The organism is Falsiroseomonas oryzae (assembly GCF_027856955.1).
GTDB lineage: Bacteria > Pseudomonadota > Alphaproteobacteria > Acetobacterales > Acetobacteraceae > Falsiroseomonas > Falsiroseomonas oryzae.
Map to the genome: position 1 here is coordinate 1 of NZ_JAPSMD010000083.1, position 16,024 is coordinate 16,024.

Genomic DNA, 16,024 nt, shown 5'->3' on the forward strand with positions numbered 1-16,024 from the left:
CCGGCCCCCGCCGAGACGGCGCAGCGCGTCGAGGCAGGCGGCGTCGGCGGTGGCGACAGGCACGCCGGCGGCCGCCTCCAGCCGCTGGCGCAGCGCGGCGCCGCCAGCCAGCCCGGCCCAGAAGCAGGGCACCGAGATGCCGAGCACGACGACGCCGGGCTTCACATGCATCACGCGCGCCAGCGCGCCCAGCAGGTCAGGGCCGAGGCTCTCGATCACCGCTGCCTGGTCGGCGTCGCTGGCCAGGTCGCGGTCCGGCATGTCGATGCGCGCGACGTGGTTGGTGACGCCCGGCGGGCGCAGCGCCTCCAGCTCCGGCTGGACGGTCGCGTTGAAGGCGGGGACGAGGATGCCGAGCTTCAGCCGGGCGCCGAGCGCACCTGTCATCGGCATCGGCACAGCGCGGTGCTGCGGCTCATCGCCACAGGCTGGCTGGCCGTGCGCAGCCGGTCAACGCGGACGCTCAGAGCACCTTCTGGCCGCCATCGGCCATCAGCGTCGCGCCGGTGACGTAGGACGCCTCGTCGGAGGCGAGCCAGAGGATCGGGAAGGCGATCTCGCGCGGGTCCGCCCAGCGGCGCAGCAGGCAGTTGTCCACGCGCTCCGCGGCCAGGTCGGCATGGTCGCGGCCCAGGCGGCGCACGTGGAACGGCGTGAGGGTGAGCCCCGGGCAGACCGCGTTTACGCGCACGCCGTGCGCCGCCTCCTCGAAGGCGAGGCTGCGGGTCATGGAGAGGATCGCGGCCTTGGTCGCGTCGTACTGCCCCATGCCCGGCCGCGGGTTCACGGCATGCGTCGAGGAGATGTTGACGATGCTGCCATGCCCACAGGCGCGCAGGTCCGGCAGGGCGGCGCGCGTCAGGTGGGCGTGGCTCAGCAGGTTGACCGCGATGATGCGCTGCCAGGTCTCGGCCGTCGCCTCGGCAAGCGGTTCGTAGGCGCGGATGCCGGCGTTGTTGACCAGCACCTCCACCGGGCCGAACGCGTTGCGCGCCTCCGCGACGATGCGATCGGCGGCGGCTTCCTCCGCGGTGTCGAGCACGAGGTCGTGCAGCGCCGCGCCGGGCACCGCGGCGCGGATCTCCGCGGCGACGGCGGCCATCGCCGGGGCGTCGCGGTCCACCAGCACGACGCGCGCGCCTTCCTCGCAGAACAGGCGGCCGGTGGCGGCGCCGATGCCGCCCGCGCCGCCGGTGATGACGGCCACCCTGCCGTCGAGCCGCCTGGCCATGGCCTTCCTCCTCTGCTCGTTGCGCGCGCCGAGGCGCCGCTCAGGCGATCAGCGAGCCGCCGCCGCTCATGGCGTCGGCTCCGCCGCGCAGGATGCGCCAGATGCCGGCGAGGCTGTAGGCCGCCATCGGCACGCCGGCGATCGGGATCGCGGCGTACCACCAGCCCTTGTCGATGCCGAGGAAGGGCGCGATCTCCATCGAGTCCACCAGGAAGATCCAGCCCCACCAGACCAGCGCCAGCGCGAAGCCCAGCATGATGAGCTGCTGGGCGAGCGCCAGCGCGCGGCGGGCCGGGCGCGGCAGCGCGGCCTCCAGCGAGGCGACGCGATACAGCGCGCCTTCGCGCCACAGCGCGACCGCGCCGAGCATGGTGAGCCACACCACCAGCAGCTCCACGATTTCGTCATAGCCGGAGACGGCCAGCGCCGGCACGCTGCGGCCGACCACGGCAACGAGCAGCAGGACGAACAGCCCCAGCATCGCCAGGATGACGCCCCAGCGGCAGAGCATCGCCACCGTCCGGTCCACGCCCCGCAGCAGGCTCATCGGACCAGACCGTAGCCGAGCGTCTGCGGCAGCCAGAGCGAGAGGGCGGGGATGTAGGTGACCAGCAGCAGCACGCCGATCAGCGCCAGCACATAGGGCCACATCTCCGCGATGATCTCGTTGATCGGCACCTTGCCGACCTCCGAGACGACGTAGAGGCACATGCCGACCGGCGGCGTGACCAGGCCGATCATGATGTTCAGCACGACGACGACGCCGAAATGCACGGGGTCCACGCCGAGCTGCGTCATCACCGGCAGCAGGACCGGGAAGGCGATGATCAGGATCGCGATGCCCTCGATGAACATGCCGAGGACGAGCAGCACGACGTTGATGATCAGCAGGATGACCCAGGGCTCCGTGGAGAGCGCGAAGAGCGCGGCCATCACCGCGTTCGGGATCTCCTGCTGGATCAGCACCCAGCCGAAGGGCGCGGCGGCGGCGATGATGAGCATGACCTGCGCCGTCTGCCGCCCGGACTGCCACAGGATCTCCGGCAGGTCGCTCAGCTTCAGTTCGCGGTAGAACAGGAAGCCGAGCAGGAAGGCATAGCCGGCGGCGACCACGGCGGCCTCGGTCGGCGTGACGATGCCGCCGAAGATGCCGCCCAGCACCAGCGGCGGCATGGCGAGCGCGGGCAGCGCGGCGCGCAGGATCGCCCATGATTCCGGCAAGGGCGGGCGGCCTTCGGCCACCGGCAGGTTCCGCCGCCGCGCCACCACCGCGATGATAGCCATCAGCGCAACGCCCATCAGGATGCCCGGCACGAGGCCGGCCAGGAACAGCGCACCGACCGAGACATTGGCCAGGCTGCCGTAGATGACGAAGGGGATGGAGGGCGGGATGATCGGCCCGATGGTGGAGGAGACGGCGGTGATGGTCGCCGCGAAGCGCGCGCTGTAGCCGGCCTTGGTCATGGCCCGCACCTCCACCACGCCGAGGCCCGCGGCATCCGCCACGGCGGAGCCCGACATGCCCGCGAACAGCATGGAGGCGAGCACGTTGACATGGCCGAGCCCGCCGCGGATGCGCCCGACCATCAGGTGCGCGACGGCGAAGATGCGCTCCGTCATGCCGCCGGTGTTCATCAGGTTGCCGGCGAGGACGAAGAAGGGGACGGCGAGCAGCGGGAAGGAGGTGGTCGCCGCGTACATGCGCTGGATCAGGATGACCAGGAGGTCGGGGCCGGTGGTGGCCCACATCAGCACCGCCGCGACCGCGCCAAGCGTGACCGCGACGGGCAGGCCGTAGAGGATCAGGACGCAGACGGCGAGCAGGACGCCGGCGATCAGCACGCGACGCGGGTCTCCGGCAGCTGCGCCGCGCTCAGGCGGCGCGGCGCGCGGCGTTCACCAGGCCTTCCCAGGCGGTCCAGACCTGGTCGCCGAGCGCGCGGCGGAGCTGGTCGTAGGCGGGCGCCATGCGGTCGCGGAACGGGCCGACCTCCGGGCGCGTGACCTGCACGCCCGCGCGCTGCATCTGGGCGATGTAGTCCTCCTCCTGCGAGCGCACGGCCTGGCGCGCGGCCTGGCCGGCGCGCACCGCCTCCTCCGTCACCACCGCCTGCAGGTCGGCGTTGATGCGGCCCCAGGCGCGCGGGTTCGCCAGCAGCACGATGGGCGCGTAGATGTGGCGCGTCAGCGCCAAGTGGCTCTGCACCTCGAAGAACTTCGCCGCGAAGACGGTCGCGACGGGGTTGTCCTGCCCGTCCACGGTGCGGTTGGACAGCGCCAGGTAGACTTCCTGGAAGGCGATGGTCTGGATGCTGGCGCCCAGCGCCTCGAACGCCGCGCGGATGGCGAGCTCGGGCGGCACGCGCACGCGCAGCCCCTGGATGTCGGCGGGCGTGTTCACCGCGCGGCGGCTGTTGGTGAAGGCGCGGAAGCCCCACTCGAAATTGGCGATCCACTGGAAGCCGGCGCTGCGGAACTGCTGCATCAGCCAGTCGCGGCCCGTGGTGTCCAGCGTGCGGTGCGCGTGTTCCCAGCTGTCGAACTGGTAGGGGATATTGATCACGCCGATGGTGCGCGAGATCGCCTCGAGGTTGGCCGGGTTGGCCAGGATCATGTCGATGGCGCCGAGCCGGGTCTGCTGCGCCGTCTCCACCGGGGATCCGAGGGCGTTGTTGGGGAAGAGGCGGATGCGCACCTCGCCGCGCGTGCGTTCCTCGATGCGGCGGGCCATCGCCTCGGCCTCGACATGCACGGGATGCGTCACGTCGGCCGGATGGGTCAGGCGGTACTCCACCGCGGCGCGGGCGCGGCGCGGCATGGCCGCGGCAAGCGGCACGGCGGCCAGGATGGCGCGACGACGGAGCCGAATTGTGGTGGTCATGCGGCGCTTCCCCCTCCGGCCGTGCCGATCCTGGACCGCCTTGGCGCGGTGGATGCGTGGCATCGGCATCGTTCTTGCGGGAAAGCCTGCATCACTGCTTGCACGCGGGTCAAGCCGCCGGCGGAGCGGCGGCAAGGGCCGCAAAAGGAAAGGGCCGGGCCGCGGCGAACCGCGACCCGGCCCCGATGCGTGACCGAAGCGGCGGTCAGACCGAGTAGTACATCTCGAACTCGACGGGGTGCGGGGTGTGCTCGAAGCGATACACCTCGGTCCACTTCAGCTCGATGTAGGACTCGATCTGGTCCTTGGTGAAGACGTCGCCGGCCAGCAGGAACTCGTGGTCGGCGGCGAGGGACTGCAGCGCCTCGCGCAGGCTGCCGCAGACGGTCGGGATGCCCTTCAGCTCCTCCGGCGGCAGGTCGTAGAGGTCCTTGTCCATGGCGTCGCCGGGATGGATCTTGTTCTTGATGCCGTCGAGGCCCGCCATGAGCATGGCGGAGAACGCCAGGTAGGGGTTCGCGCCCGGATCCGGGAAGCGCACCTCGACGCGCTTCGCCTTCGGGCTGGTCGCGTAGGGGATGCGGCAGGAGGCGGAGCGGTTGCGGGCCGAGTAGGCCAGCAGCACCGGCGCCTCGAAGCCCGGGATCAGGCGCTTGTAGGAGTTGGTGGTCGGGTTGGTGAAGGCGTTGAGCGCCTTGGCGTGCTTGATGATGCCGCCGATGTAGTAGAGCGCGGTCTCCGACAGGTCGGCATAGCCGTTGCCCGCGAAGATCGGCTTGCCGGCCTTCCAGATGGACTGGTGGACGTGCATGCCGCTGCCATTGTCGCCGTAGATCGGCTTCGGCATGAAGGTCGCGGTCTTGCCGTAGCTGTGCGCCACGTTGTGCACGCAGTACTTGTAGATCTGCATGTGGTCGGCCTGGCGGACCAGCGGGCCGAACTTGGTGCCGAGCTCGTGCTGCGACTGCGCCACCTCGTGGTGGTGCTTCTCGATCGCGAGACCCATCTCACCCATGGTGGAGAGCATCTCGGCGCGCAGGTCGCTCTCGCTGTCCACCGGCGGCACCGGGAAGTAGCCGCCCTTGACCACCGGGCGGTGGCCCATGTTGCCCTCGGGGTAGTCCTTCAGGTTGGCGCCCGGACCCTCGACGCTGTCGAGCTGGTAGATGCCGAAGTTGCCGCCGGTGCCGAACTTCACGCTGTCGAAGACGAAGAACTCCGCCTCCGGGCCGAAGAAGGCCGTGTCGCCGATGCCGGTCTGCTTCAGGTAGGCCTCGGCGCGCTTGGCGGTGCTGCGCGGGTCGCGCGAATACATCTGGCCGGTCGAGGGCTCGACGATGTCGCAGAACAGGATCAGCGACGGCTTGGCCGCGAAGGGATCCATGCAGGCGGAGTCGGCATCCGGCATCAGGATCATGTCGGACTCGTTGATCGCCTTCCAGCCGGCGATCGAGGAGCCGTCGAACATGATGCCTTCCTCGAAGACCTCGGGCTCGATCGTCGAGACGTGCTGCGCGGTGTGCTGCCACTTGCCGCGCGGATCGGTGAAGCGGAAGTCCACGTATTCGACGCTGTGCTCCTTGATCATCTCCATGACCTTGGAGACGGCGGCATTGCCCCCGCCAGCTGCCGGCTTCTTCGCCATCGTGTGAGGTCCTGTTCCCCTGCGTGTCCCGGTCCCGTTCTGTCGCGCGGCGGACACCGGTTTCCGCCACGCGCCCATCTCGCCGCCGCCCGCCTGACCATCAGGCCCGGGCGCCCCCGGCGATCCGGCCACCCGCGCGGCGCGCCGCGCGGGCAATCCTTCAACCTGTCCTAGACCGCGTCGTCGCCGCGCTCGCCGGTGCGGATCCGCACCACCTCCTGCACGTCGCTGACGAAGATCTTGCCGTCGCCGATGCGGCCCGTGCGGGCGGCGGCGGTGATCGCCTCGATCGCGCGCTCGGCCAGCTCGTCCGGGCAGACCACCTCGATCTTCACCTTCGGCAGGAAGTCCACGACGTATTCGGCGCCGCGATAGAGCTCCGTATGGCCCTTCTGCCGGCCGAATCCCTTCGCTTCCACGACGGTCAGGCCCTGCAGCCCGATCTCGTGCAGCGCGTCCTTCACCTCGTCGAGCTTGAAGGGCTTGATGATGGCCTCGATCTTCTTCATCGGCTCCGTCGCTCCGCAGGCCGCGCGCTGCGCGCGGGGCTGCGATCCTTCCTCCCGCCATGGCCGCCGCGCGCCGCCCTTCGGGGTCGGAGCCGCGGTCGGCGCCGGCTGTGACACGGGCCGGCGGGCGCGGTTTTGCATGGGCCGTGCCAGCGGGGCAACGCCACCCGCCGCGGAATCTCGTCAGGCCGTGACGGGGTGTGGTCGCAGTGTGGGCGATATGCACATTTATTGAGCATATGGCCGACCGGACCGTTGCGCTCCGGCAGGGCCCTCGCCATTCTCCGCAACCCGCGGCGCCGCGGCCCGGATGGGCGCGCGGCGGCACCCCAACCGGACGGATCGACGTGAAGCCCCAGAACGACCTGCTCTCCGCCACCGGCACCACGATCTTCACGGTGATGTCCGCCCTTGCCGTGGAGCATGGCGCGATCAACCTCGGCCAGGGCTTCCCCGACTATGACGGACCGTCGGACGTGATCCACGCCGCCGCCGCCGCGCTGCTGGACGGGCGCAACCAGTACCCGCCGATGACCGGCGTGCCGGAACTGCGGGAGGCGGTCGCCCACGCCAACCGCCGCTTCTACGGGCTGGAGGTCGATCCGAAGTCCGAGGTGGTCGTCACCTCCGGCGCGACGGAGGCGATTACCGCCTGTCTGATGGCGGTGCTGAACCCCGGCGACGAATGCGTGCTGATCGAGCCACTCTACGACACCTACCTGCCAGTGGTGAAGCTGCTCGGCGCGGTGCCGAAGCTGGTGCGCCTGAGCCCGCCGAAATGGGAACTGCCGCGCGCCGAACTGGCCGCGGCCTTCGGGCCGAAGACCAAGGCGATCCTGCTCAACACGCCGATGAACCCGGCAGGCAAGGTGTTCACCGCGGCGGAACTCGCCTTCATCGCCGACCTGGTCCAGAAGCACGACTGCTACGCCGTCTGCGACGAGGTGTACGAGCACCTGACCTTCGACGGCTGGAAGCACATCCCGCTGATGACGCTGCCGGGCATGCGGGAGCGCTGCATGCGCGTGGGCTCCGCCGGCAAGACCTTCAGCCTGACGGGGTGGAAGATCGGCTACGTCACCTGCGATCGCAGCCTGGCGCCGAATGTCGCCAAGGCGCACCAGAACCTCACCTTCACCACGCCGCCCAACCTGCAGCGCGGCGTGGCGGTGGGGCTGATGAAGGACGACGCGTATTTCGAGGGGCTCTCCGCATCGCTGCAGGCCAAGCGCGACCGGCTGGGGGCGGGGCTGGCGAAGCTCGGCTTCGGCGTGCTGCCGACTCAGGGCAGCTACTTCATCACCACGGATTTCCGACCGCTCGGCTTCACCGGCGACGACGTGGCCTTCTGCCGCGCGCTGACCGTGGAGGCGAAGGTCACCGCCATTCCAGTCACCGCCTTCTACGCGAGCGCCGACGCGCCCAACCACTTCGCGCGCTTCGCCTTCTGCAAGGGCGACGCGGTGCTGGACGCGGCGCTGGAGCGGCTCGGCCGCTGGATCGAGGCACGGCGCGCGGCGCCGCAGGCCGCGGCGGGGTAGCAGACACTTTACCAAGTGGATAAGTATTTGCTCGCCAGGTGGCGCGACCTGTCCTAGGGTCGCGCCGCATGCCGCGCATCGCCTTCACGCCGAACCTGCGCCGCCACCTGGCCTGCCCGCCCGGGGAGGTTGGCGGCGCGACGCTGCGCGCGGCGCTGGACGAGGTGTTCGCCGCCAATCCGCGGCTGCGCGGCTACCTGCTCGACGAGCACGGGCGGCTGCGCAAGCACGTCGCCGTCTTCGTCAACGGCGAGCCGGTCGGCGACCGCGCGGCGCTGTCCGACTCGCTGGCGCCGGGGGACGAGGTCTTCGTCTTCCAGGCCCTTTCGGGAGGCTGATCCATGTCCGACCGCCTGCTGGTCGCCACCCGCAAGGGGCTGTTCATCGCCCGGCCGGAGGGCGGCGACTGGCGCCTCGGCCGGCCGGCCTTCCTGGGCGAGCCGGTCTCTGCCGTGCTGCACGACCCGCGCGACGGCGCGCTCTATGCCGCGCTGCGGCTCGGCCATTTCGGCACGAAGCTGCACCGCTCCGACGACGGCGGCGCGAGCTGGAACGAGGTGGGCGTGCCCGCGCTGCCGGCGGAGGGCGAGAACCCCAAGGCGCTCGACATGATCTGGACGCTGGCCGCGGGCGGCGCCGAGGAGCCCGGCGTGCTCTGGGCGGGCACGCTGCCGGCGGCGTTGTTCCGCAGCGCCGATCGCGGGGAGAGCTGGCAGCTGGTGCGCGGGCTGTGGGACGTGCCGGAGCGCGCGCGCTGGATGGGCGGCGGCTATGACGACCCGGGCCTGCATTCCGTGCTGGTCGATCCGCGCGACGCGCGGCGGCTGACGGTCGCGATCTCCACCGGCGGCGTCTGGCGCAGCGCGGATGGCGGCGAGACCTGGCGGCTGGCGGGGCAGGGGCTGCGCAACGAATACATGCCGCCCGGCCAGGAATTCGACCGCGTGGTGCAGGACGTGCACCTGCTGTCCTGCTGCGCGGCGGCGCCCGATGCCGTCTGGGCGCAGCACCACAACGGCATCTTCCGCTCCACCGATGGCGGCGAGAGCTTCGAGGAGGTGACGGCGGCGGCGCCGTCCCGCTTCGGCTTCGCCGTCGCGGCGCATCCGACGGAGCCCGGCACCGCCTGGTTCGCGCCGGCGGTGAAGGACGAGTGCCGCATCCCGGTGGAGGGGCGGATGGTCGTCACCCGCACGCGGGATGGCGGGCGCAGCCTGGAGGCGCTCTCGGAGGGTCTGCCGCAGGCCGACTGCTACGACCTCGTCTATCGCCACGCGCTGGTGGTGGACGGCACGGGCACGCGCCTGGCGATGGGGTCCACCACGGGGAACCTGTGGGTCAGCGGCGACCGGGGCGAATCCTGGCGGAGGCTGGCCGGGCACCTGCCGCCGATCGCCGCCCTGGCCTTCGCCGCCGGTTGACGGGGCGGCCCGGCCGGCCCTACACCGCGCGCCTCTGCGGCGGCCATAGCTCAGTTGGTAGAGCGCCAGGTTGTGGTCCTGGATGTCACGGGTTCGAGTCCCGTTGGTCGCCCCAGAGTTGCTAGCTTGCAGTGATTCGTAGGATCCGCTTCGGTGTAGGCGCTTCGGTATCCGATGCGATTATGCGTTGCTCCACACTCTCAGCAATAATCCGAGCGACAGTCTTGTTTGCGCCGAACCGCGCCCGGAAAATCGCAAGTATCTCCTCGTCATCGAGTTCCACGTCGATCAGATAACTCGACTGGCGAGTCAAATTTGCAGTTCCTTCACAACGTACATCGACCCCGTACTCCGTTGTGGCAAGAAACCCGGTTGATCTGTTATGGCCCGTGTTGGTGACCGGATTGCCGGTGTCGACCATGTCCTTCCAACCGTGGTCCTTCTGTGCTCCTCGATAGCGAATACGCATGATGTTGCCCTTTTCCTATGATATGAATAGAGCTACCAAGCTGCGCAATGAGACGCAAGGAGAATTTCGTCGACATGCAGATCCGTCTCGATGGCCACGCGGCGCTGATCACCGGGGGCTCCAAGGGCCTCGGCCTGGCCATGGCGGAGGCCTTCGTGGAGGCCGGGGCGAGCGTCGCCATCGTGGCGCGGCGCCCGGCGGAGCTTGAGAAGGCGCGAGCCGGGATTGCCGGGCGCTTCCAGGGCGCGCGCATCGCCGCCATCCCGGCCGACGTCTCCACGGCCGAGGGCTGCGCCAAGGCGGCGGAGCAGGCGGCCGCGGCGCTCGGGCCGATCGACATCCTGGTGAACAACGCAGGCACCAGCCAGCGCGGGCCCTTCATGGAGGTGGACGACGCGCTGTGGCAGGCCGACCTCGACCTCAAGCTCTTCGCCGCGATCCGGCTGACGCGCGCGGTCTGGCCCGGGATGCAGGCGCGCCGATGGGGGCGGGTGATCAACGTGCTCTCGACCCAGGCCAAGACGCCGGGCGGCGGCGGCGCGCCGACGGCCGTCAGCCGCGCCGCCGGCATGGCGCTGACCAAGGTGCTGTCGCACGAAGGCGCGCCGCACGGGATCCTGGTGAACGGGCTCATGGTCGGCATCATCGAGAGCGACCAGTGGGTGCGCCGCCACGCCAGCGATACGCGTGGCCTGTCCTGGGAGCAGTGGAAAGCCGACGCCGCGAAAGGCGTGCCGCTCGGGCGGCTCGGCAAGGCGGAGGAATTCGCGGCGCTCGCGGTGTTCCTCTGCTCGGAGCAGGGCGGCTACGTGACGGGCACCGCGATCAACGTGGATGGCGGGCGCAGCCCGGCGATGTGATGCCGCACAACAGGCGGGCAATCTGCCTGCGTGTTGTGCCGTTGGTGGGGGTTTCGCGGCGCGGCTGCCTCGATTTCGGGCGGCGCATGGCTTGCTGACGGTGTGGCCAACCCGGCACAAGCCGGCACCGCCACCGGAGGACCCGTCGCCATGGCCCGCCGCTTCACCGATCCCTTCGACGCCGACGCGTCCCTCGGCCCCTGCGGCTGCGGCCGCACGCATGGCGCCGGCTTCGCCTGCGACACCGTGCCGAACGCCTCCGAGGCGGACGGCACCGGCGCCTATGGCGAGGTCGCCGAGCAGGCCGTGCTGCGCGCCCTCTACCCCGACGATTCGACGCGGCGCGGCATGCTGCGCGCGGTCGGCGCGGGCACGCTCTTCGCCGCGATCAACGCGGTCTTCCCGCTGGCCGCGGCGCGCGAGGCGCTGGCCCAGGCGCCGGCCGCCGGCGCGATCGAGAAGCGCGACCTGAAGATCGGCTTCATCCCGATCACCTGCGCGACGCCGATCATCATGGCGGACCCGATGGGCTTCTACCGGCGCCACGGGCTGAACGTGGAGGTGATCCGCACCGCCGGCTGGGCGGTGATCCGCGACCGCTCCATCGCGCGGGAATACGACGCGGCGCACATGCTGGCGCCCATGCCGGTCGCGATGAGCCTCGGCGTCGGCGTGGCGCAGCCCATCCCCTTCGCCGTCGCCGCCATCGAGAACGTCAACGGCCAGGCCATCACGCTCGCCACCAAGCACCGCGAGCGGCGCGACCCGCGCAGCTGGCGTGGCTTCCGCTTCGCCGTGCCCTTCGACTTCTCGATCCACAACTACCTGCTGCGCCACTACCTGGCGGAGCACGGGCTCGATCCCGACCGCGACGTGCAGATCCGGGCCGTGCCGCCGCCGGAGATGGTCGCCAACCTGCGCGCCGACAACATAGACGGCTTCCTCGGCCCCGATCCCTTCAACCAGCGCGCCGTCTTCGACGGCGTGGGATTCATCCACATCCTGACCAAGGAGCTGTGGGACGGGCACCCCTGCTGCGCCTTCGCCGTGCCGCGCAGCATGATCACCGACACGCCGAACACCTTCCACGCGCTGCTGCGCGCCATCGTGGAGGCGACCGCCTACAGCCAGGCCGCCGGCAACCGGCGCGAGGTGGCGGCGGCGATCAGCGGCCAGAACTACCTGAACCAGCCGCAGACGGTGGTGGAGCAGGTGCTGACCGGCACCTTCGCCGATGGCCTGGGCCGCGTGCAGCGCGTGCCGGACCGCATCGGCTTCGACCCCTTCCCCTGGCACTCCATGGCGATGTGGATCATGACGCAGATGCGCCGCTGGGGTCAGCTGCAGCGCGACGTGGACTACCGCCAGGTGGCGGAGCAGGTGTTCCTCGCGACCGATGCGGCGAATGCGATGCGCGCGCTGGGCCAGCCGGTGCCGTCCTCGACCGTGCAGTCCTTCCAGGTGATGGGCCGCACCTTCGACCCGGCGAACCCGGCGCCCTGGACCGAGCGCGGCATCCGCACGTCGTAGGACCGCCCGCTCCCCCCGCTCCGCCTTCTTCCTCCCCCGCTTCCTTCCGTTCCCTCCCCCGCCTGCGGGGGAGGGTCAGGGTGGGGGCCTCGGAAACCTCCCATCCTCGCACCCCCACCCCATCCCTCCCCCGCGATGCGGGGGAGGGGGCCGCAAGCGGTGAAGGAATGTCCGCAAACGCCACCACGCTCCGTGCCGCGCTGCTCTCCCTTCTGATCCTCGCCGCCTTCCTCGGCGCGTGGGAATTCGCCGCGCGCTCCGGCGGCGGCGGGTCGGGTGAGGCGCTGGACCCCGAATACGCCGCGCTGCTCGGCCAGGCGGCGGCGGCCGGCGGGCAGACGCCCTTCCCGATGCCGTCGGAGATCGCCGTCCGGCTGTGGGAACTGGTGCGCGACCCCTTCTACATCCGCGGCCCGAACGACCAGGGCATCGGCATCCAGCTGGCCTATTCGCTGGCGCGCGTCGGCGCGGGCTTCCTGATCGCCGCCGCGGTCGCCATCCCGCTCGGCTTCCTGATCGGCATGTCGCCGCTGCTCTCGGCGGCGCTCAACCCCTTCATCCAGGTGCTGCGGCCGGTCTCGCCGCTCGCCTGGATGCCGCTCGCGCTCTACACGATCAAGGACAGCTCGGTCTCCTCGATCTTCGTCATCTTCATCTGCTCGGTCTGGCCGATGCTGCTGAACACGGCCTTCGGCGTGGCGACGGTGCGGAAGGAATGGCTGAACGTGGCGCGCACGCTGGAGGCGGGGCGCCTGAAGACCGCCTTGCGCGTCATCCTGCCGGCGGCGGCGCCGACCATCCTGACGGGGATGCGCATTTCCATCGGCATCGCCTGGCTGGTGATCGTGGCCGCCGAGATGCTCGTGGGCGGCACGGGCATCGGCTACTGGGTGTGGAACCAGTGGAACAACCTCAGCCTGGCGGACATCGTCATCGCCATCCTGCTGATCGGGCTGGTGGGGCTGCTGCTCGACCGGCTGCTCGGCATGGCGGCGCGCGCCGTGGCCTGGGCGGAGTGAGCCGGCGATGAGCAACGCCTACGTCTCGGTCGAGGGCATCGCGCGGCGCTATCCCGGCGCGACGATCTTCGAGAACCTCTGGTTCGACGTGAAGCGCGGCGAGTTCGTCTGCCTGGTCGGGCATTCCGGCTGCGGCAAGACGACGGTGCTGAACATCCTGGCGGGGCTCGAGGCGCCGTCGGACGGCGTCGTGATCGTGGACGGGCAGGAGATCGTCGGCCCCTCGCTGGATCGCGCGGTGATCTTCCAGGGCCATGCGCTGATGCCGTGGATGAGCGCGGAGCAGAACGTCGCCTTCGCGCTGTCCTGCCGACACCCGTCCTGGGGCAAGACGCAGCTGCGGGAGGCGGCGCGTGCGGCGCTGGAGAAGGTCGGGCTCGGCCATGCGGCGGAGAAGAAGCCGGCACAGCTTTCGGGCGGCATGAAGCAGCGCGTCGGCATCGCGCGCGCGCTGGCCATCGCGCCGAAGATGCTGCTGATGGACGAGCCCTTCAGCGCGCTGGACGCCCTGACCCGCGGCGCCCTGCAGGAGGAGGTGAGCCGCCTGGTGACGGAGGCCGACCAGACCGCCTTCATGATCACGCACGACGTGGACGAGGCGATCCTGCTGGCCGACCGCATCCTGCTGATGACGAACGGGCCGGAGGCGCGGCTGGCGGAGGTGGTGGTGAACACCCTGCCGCGCCCGCGCGACCGCGCCAGCCTGCATCACATGCCCGGCTACCACGAGCTGCGCGACCACATCCTGGACTTCCTGATCACGCGCAGCCGGACGCTGGCCGGCGCGCCGCCGGCGGGCTGGGACCCGAAGCTCGTGCCGGAGGTCCGCCCCGCGCAGCCGCAGATCACGCCGCCGCCCCGCGCCGCGGCCTGAGACCTACCACCCACCGAAGACAGGGAGATGCACGCCATGACGCGCGCCCAGCTCACCGAGAAGATCCTCGACATCAAGCGCGAGCGGAACTGGACCTGGAAATACATCTGCGGCGAGATCGGCGGCGTCTCCGACACGCTGATCGTCGGCGCGCTGCTGGGCCAGATGAAGCTGGTCAAGCCGCTCGCGGCCAAGGCGGCGAAGCTGTTCGGCCTCAGCGAGGTCGAGGAGCGGATGCTGAACGAGGTGCCCTATCGCGGCACCCCGATGCCGCCGACCGACCCGCTGATCTACCGCTTCTACGAGATGGTGATGGTCAACGGCCCAGCCTGGAAGGCGCTGATCGAGGAGGAGTTCGGCGACGGCATCATGTCCGCCATCGACTTCGACTTCCAGTTCGAGCGGATGGTCCATGAGAAGGGCGACCGGGTGAAGATCGAGATGACCGGCAAGTTCCTGCCCTACAAGTATTACGGCGCCGAGCAGGGCATCCCGGCCTACGGCTATAAGGAGGAGTAGGCTCCCGGTTCGCGGGGGGGCGTGCTAACCCGCGCCTGATCGGGCAGGCCGGTCGCGCCCCCACCCGGCCGCTGGGCGGCCACCCTCCCCCGAATGGCGGGAGAGGGTCTTCGGCGAGCCCTGCTCCCTCTCCCGCGCAGCGGGGGAGGGTCGGGGTGGGGGCCCGACCGTCCTGCCCCCGCCACGACCGGGACGCATCGCATGTCACGCACCCTCACCGTCGGAATCGCCGGCCTCGGCGCCATCGGCCTGCACCTCGCTCGCGCGCTGGATGCCGGCGTGGAGGGGCTGAGGCTGCACAGCGTGGCCGCCCGGGACCACGCCAAGGCGCGCGACAACCTGGCCGGTTTCCGCAATCCGCCGCCCATCGTGGACCTCGCCGCCCTGGCCGAGGCCGACATCGTGGTGGAGGCCGCGCCGGCCGCCATCTTCGAGGCCGTCGCCACCGCCGCCATCGCGCGCGGCCGCATCTTCGTGCCCAGCAGCGTCGGCGCGCTTCTGCCGCGCATGCACCTGGTGGAGGAAGCGCGCAGGACCGGCGCGCGCATCGTGGTGCCCACCGGGGCGCTGCTCGGCCTGGACGCCGTGCGGGCGGCGGCTGAGGGCGAGGTCAGCTCCGTCACCATCCAGACCCGGAAGCCGCCGCGCGGCCTGGTCGGCGCGCCCTATCTCGAGAAGAACGGCATCGACGTGATGGCGGTGACCGAGCCGAAGCTGATCTTCAGCGGCAACGCCTTCGACGCCGCGGCCGGCTTCCCGGCCAATGTCAACGTCGCCGCGGCGCTGGCGCTGGCCGGCATCGGCCCGCAGCGCACCACGGTGGAGATCTGGGCCGACCCGACGGTGACGCGCAACACCCATACCATCCGGGTGGAGGCCGCGGCCGCGCGGCTGACCATGACCATCGAGAACGTGCCGAGCGAGGAGAACCCGCGCACCGGCAAGATCACGCCGCTCTCGATCCTGGCCTGCCTGCGCGGCCTGACCTCCACGCTGAAGGTGGGGAGCTGAGGGCGCCGCGCGCTACGGCCGCCGCTCCGCGGTGAAGAACTCGGTCACCGCATCCGGGAACTGCGCCAGCGGCACGGGCACCGTCAGCGCCTCCCGCCGGGCGGCGAGCACGAAGGTCAGGCGCAGCTGGCCGCCGCGGCGCAGCGCGGCCAGCAGGTCGTCGGTGACCGGCACGCCGGCATAGAGCCCCTCGGCGTCGGAGGTCTGGAAGGCCAGGCGCTGCGCCTCCGCCTCGTCCACCTGCCAGCTCATCCCGGCCGGGATCAGCGCGCCATGCGGCATCTGGAAGACCAGGCCGAGCGAGCGCGTCTCCGGCTGGCGGGTCAGGATCACCTGGGCCAGGCGCTGGTTCTGCGGCCGCAGCACGATGCTGGTGGAAAGCTGGCAGCTGCGGGGCGCGCCGTCCGTGCCCTCGGTGCAGGCAACGTTCCAGTTGCGCTCCGGCGCGGCGGGCGCGGCCTGCGGCGCGGGCTGGGCCGCCTGCGCGGGCTGGGCGGGGGTGGCGGCGCGCGGT

Annotated in this window: 17 protein-coding genes, 1 tRNA gene and 1 pseudogene; 10 read left to right on the top strand and 9 right to left on the bottom strand. The window is 70.9% G+C overall.

Going from position 1 to position 16,024, the window contains the following annotated elements:
* The 7 genes and pseudogenes from OZN99_RS10930 to OZN99_RS10960 all read right to left on the bottom strand — a co-directional run.
* Positions 1 to 393 (bottom strand): annotated as a pseudogene (locus OZN99_RS10930) (hypothetical protein); the annotation flags it as partial.
* Between the two features lie 70 nt (positions 394 to 463).
* The gene (locus OZN99_RS10935; RefSeq protein ID WP_270935248.1) at positions 464 to 1,231 is read right to left on the bottom strand and encodes an SDR family NAD(P)-dependent oxidoreductase; all 768 of its coding nucleotides are present in this window, start codon (positions 1,229 to 1,231) and stop codon (positions 464 to 466) included.
* A 40-nt stretch (positions 1,232 to 1,271) separates the two neighbouring features.
* A complete protein-coding gene (locus OZN99_RS10940) occupies positions 1,272 to 1,778 on the bottom strand; it encodes a TRAP transporter small permease (protein ID WP_270935249.1) in 507 nt (168 codons plus the stop codon).
* Positions 1,775 to 3,073 (bottom strand): TRAP transporter large permease, encoded by a 1,299-nt coding sequence (locus tag OZN99_RS10945; protein ID WP_270935250.1) that lies wholly within the window; start codon positions 3,071 to 3,073, stop codon positions 1,775 to 1,777. The genes OZN99_RS10940 and OZN99_RS10945 overlap by 4 nt, the downstream gene beginning before the upstream one ends.
* A 31-nt stretch (positions 3,074 to 3,104) precedes the next feature.
* On the bottom strand, positions 3,105 to 4,112 hold the full coding sequence (locus tag OZN99_RS10950) for a TRAP transporter substrate-binding protein (RefSeq protein WP_270935251.1): 1,008 nt from the start codon (positions 4,110 to 4,112) through the stop codon (positions 3,105 to 3,107).
* A gap of 205 nt (positions 4,113 to 4,317) precedes the next feature.
* Positions 4,318 to 5,757, bottom strand: a complete 1,440-nt coding sequence (gene glnA / locus OZN99_RS10955) for a type I glutamate--ammonia ligase (RefSeq protein WP_270935252.1) — start codon at positions 5,755 to 5,757, stop codon at positions 4,318 to 4,320.
* Between the two features lie 170 nt (positions 5,758 to 5,927).
* Positions 5,928 to 6,266 (bottom strand): P-II family nitrogen regulator, encoded by a 339-nt coding sequence (locus OZN99_RS10960; protein WP_270935253.1) that lies wholly within the window; start codon positions 6,264 to 6,266, stop codon positions 5,928 to 5,930.
* Positions 6,267 to 6,613: 347 nt separating this feature from the next.
* Here OZN99_RS10960 and OZN99_RS10965 point away from each other — a divergent pair, with 347 nt between their 5' ends.
* From OZN99_RS10965 to OZN99_RS10980, 4 genes are all read left to right on the top strand, one after another.
* Positions 6,614 to 7,807: an aminotransferase gene (locus OZN99_RS10965; protein WP_270935254.1), complete on the top strand. Its 1,194-nt coding sequence runs from the start codon at positions 6,614 to 6,616 to the stop codon at positions 7,805 to 7,807.
* A gap of 68 nt (positions 7,808 to 7,875) precedes the next feature.
* The gene (locus OZN99_RS10970; protein ID WP_270935255.1) at positions 7,876 to 8,145 is read left to right on the top strand and encodes a MoaD/ThiS family protein; all 270 of its coding nucleotides are present in this window, start codon (positions 7,876 to 7,878) and stop codon (positions 8,143 to 8,145) included.
* A 3-nt stretch (positions 8,146 to 8,148) separates the two neighbouring features.
* Complete coding sequence (locus tag OZN99_RS10975) at positions 8,149 to 9,228, top strand: WD40/YVTN/BNR-like repeat-containing protein (RefSeq protein WP_270935256.1); 1,080 nt, start codon at positions 8,149 to 8,151, stop codon at positions 9,226 to 9,228.
* A gap of 39 nt (positions 9,229 to 9,267) precedes the next feature.
* Positions 9,268 to 9,343: transfer RNA gene (locus tag OZN99_RS10980), tRNA-His, on the top strand.
* Positions 9,344 to 9,349: 6 nt separating this feature from the next.
* Here OZN99_RS10980 and OZN99_RS10985 read toward each other — a convergent pair.
* Entirely contained in the window at positions 9,350 to 9,697 is a 348-nt protein-coding gene (locus OZN99_RS10985; protein WP_270935257.1) for a hypothetical protein, read from the bottom strand.
* A 74-nt stretch (positions 9,698 to 9,771) separates the two neighbouring features.
* Here OZN99_RS10985 and OZN99_RS10990 point away from each other — a divergent pair, with 74 nt between their 5' ends.
* From OZN99_RS10990 to OZN99_RS11015, 6 genes are all read left to right on the top strand, one after another.
* A complete protein-coding gene (locus OZN99_RS10990) occupies positions 9,772 to 10,557 on the top strand; it encodes an SDR family NAD(P)-dependent oxidoreductase (RefSeq protein WP_270935258.1) in 786 nt (261 codons plus the stop codon).
* A gap of 150 nt (positions 10,558 to 10,707) precedes the next feature.
* Positions 10,708 to 12,087, top strand: a complete 1,380-nt coding sequence (locus OZN99_RS10995) for a CmpA/NrtA family ABC transporter substrate-binding protein (RefSeq protein WP_270935259.1) — start codon at positions 10,708 to 10,710, stop codon at positions 12,085 to 12,087.
* A gap of 167 nt (positions 12,088 to 12,254) precedes the next feature.
* The gene (gene ntrB, locus OZN99_RS11000) at positions 12,255 to 13,106 is read left to right on the top strand and encodes a nitrate ABC transporter permease (RefSeq protein ID WP_270935260.1); all 852 of its coding nucleotides are present in this window, start codon (positions 12,255 to 12,257) and stop codon (positions 13,104 to 13,106) included.
* A gap of 7 nt (positions 13,107 to 13,113) precedes the next feature.
* Positions 13,114 to 13,980 (top strand): ABC transporter ATP-binding protein, encoded by an 867-nt coding sequence (locus OZN99_RS11005; RefSeq protein ID WP_270935261.1) that lies wholly within the window; start codon positions 13,114 to 13,116, stop codon positions 13,978 to 13,980.
* 36 nt (positions 13,981 to 14,016) lie between these two features.
* The gene (cynS, locus tag OZN99_RS11010; RefSeq protein WP_270935262.1) at positions 14,017 to 14,499 is read left to right on the top strand and encodes a cyanase; all 483 of its coding nucleotides are present in this window, start codon (positions 14,017 to 14,019) and stop codon (positions 14,497 to 14,499) included.
* A gap of 201 nt (positions 14,500 to 14,700) precedes the next feature.
* Positions 14,701 to 15,510 (top strand): aspartate dehydrogenase, encoded by an 810-nt coding sequence (locus OZN99_RS11015; RefSeq protein ID WP_270935263.1) that lies wholly within the window; start codon positions 14,701 to 14,703, stop codon positions 15,508 to 15,510.
* Between the two features lie 12 nt (positions 15,511 to 15,522).
* Here the strand turns inward: OZN99_RS11015 and OZN99_RS11020 are convergent.
* The coding region (locus OZN99_RS11020) for an invasion associated locus B family protein (RefSeq protein ID WP_270935264.1) at positions 15,523 to 16,024 on the bottom strand (502 nt) is incomplete at its 5' end.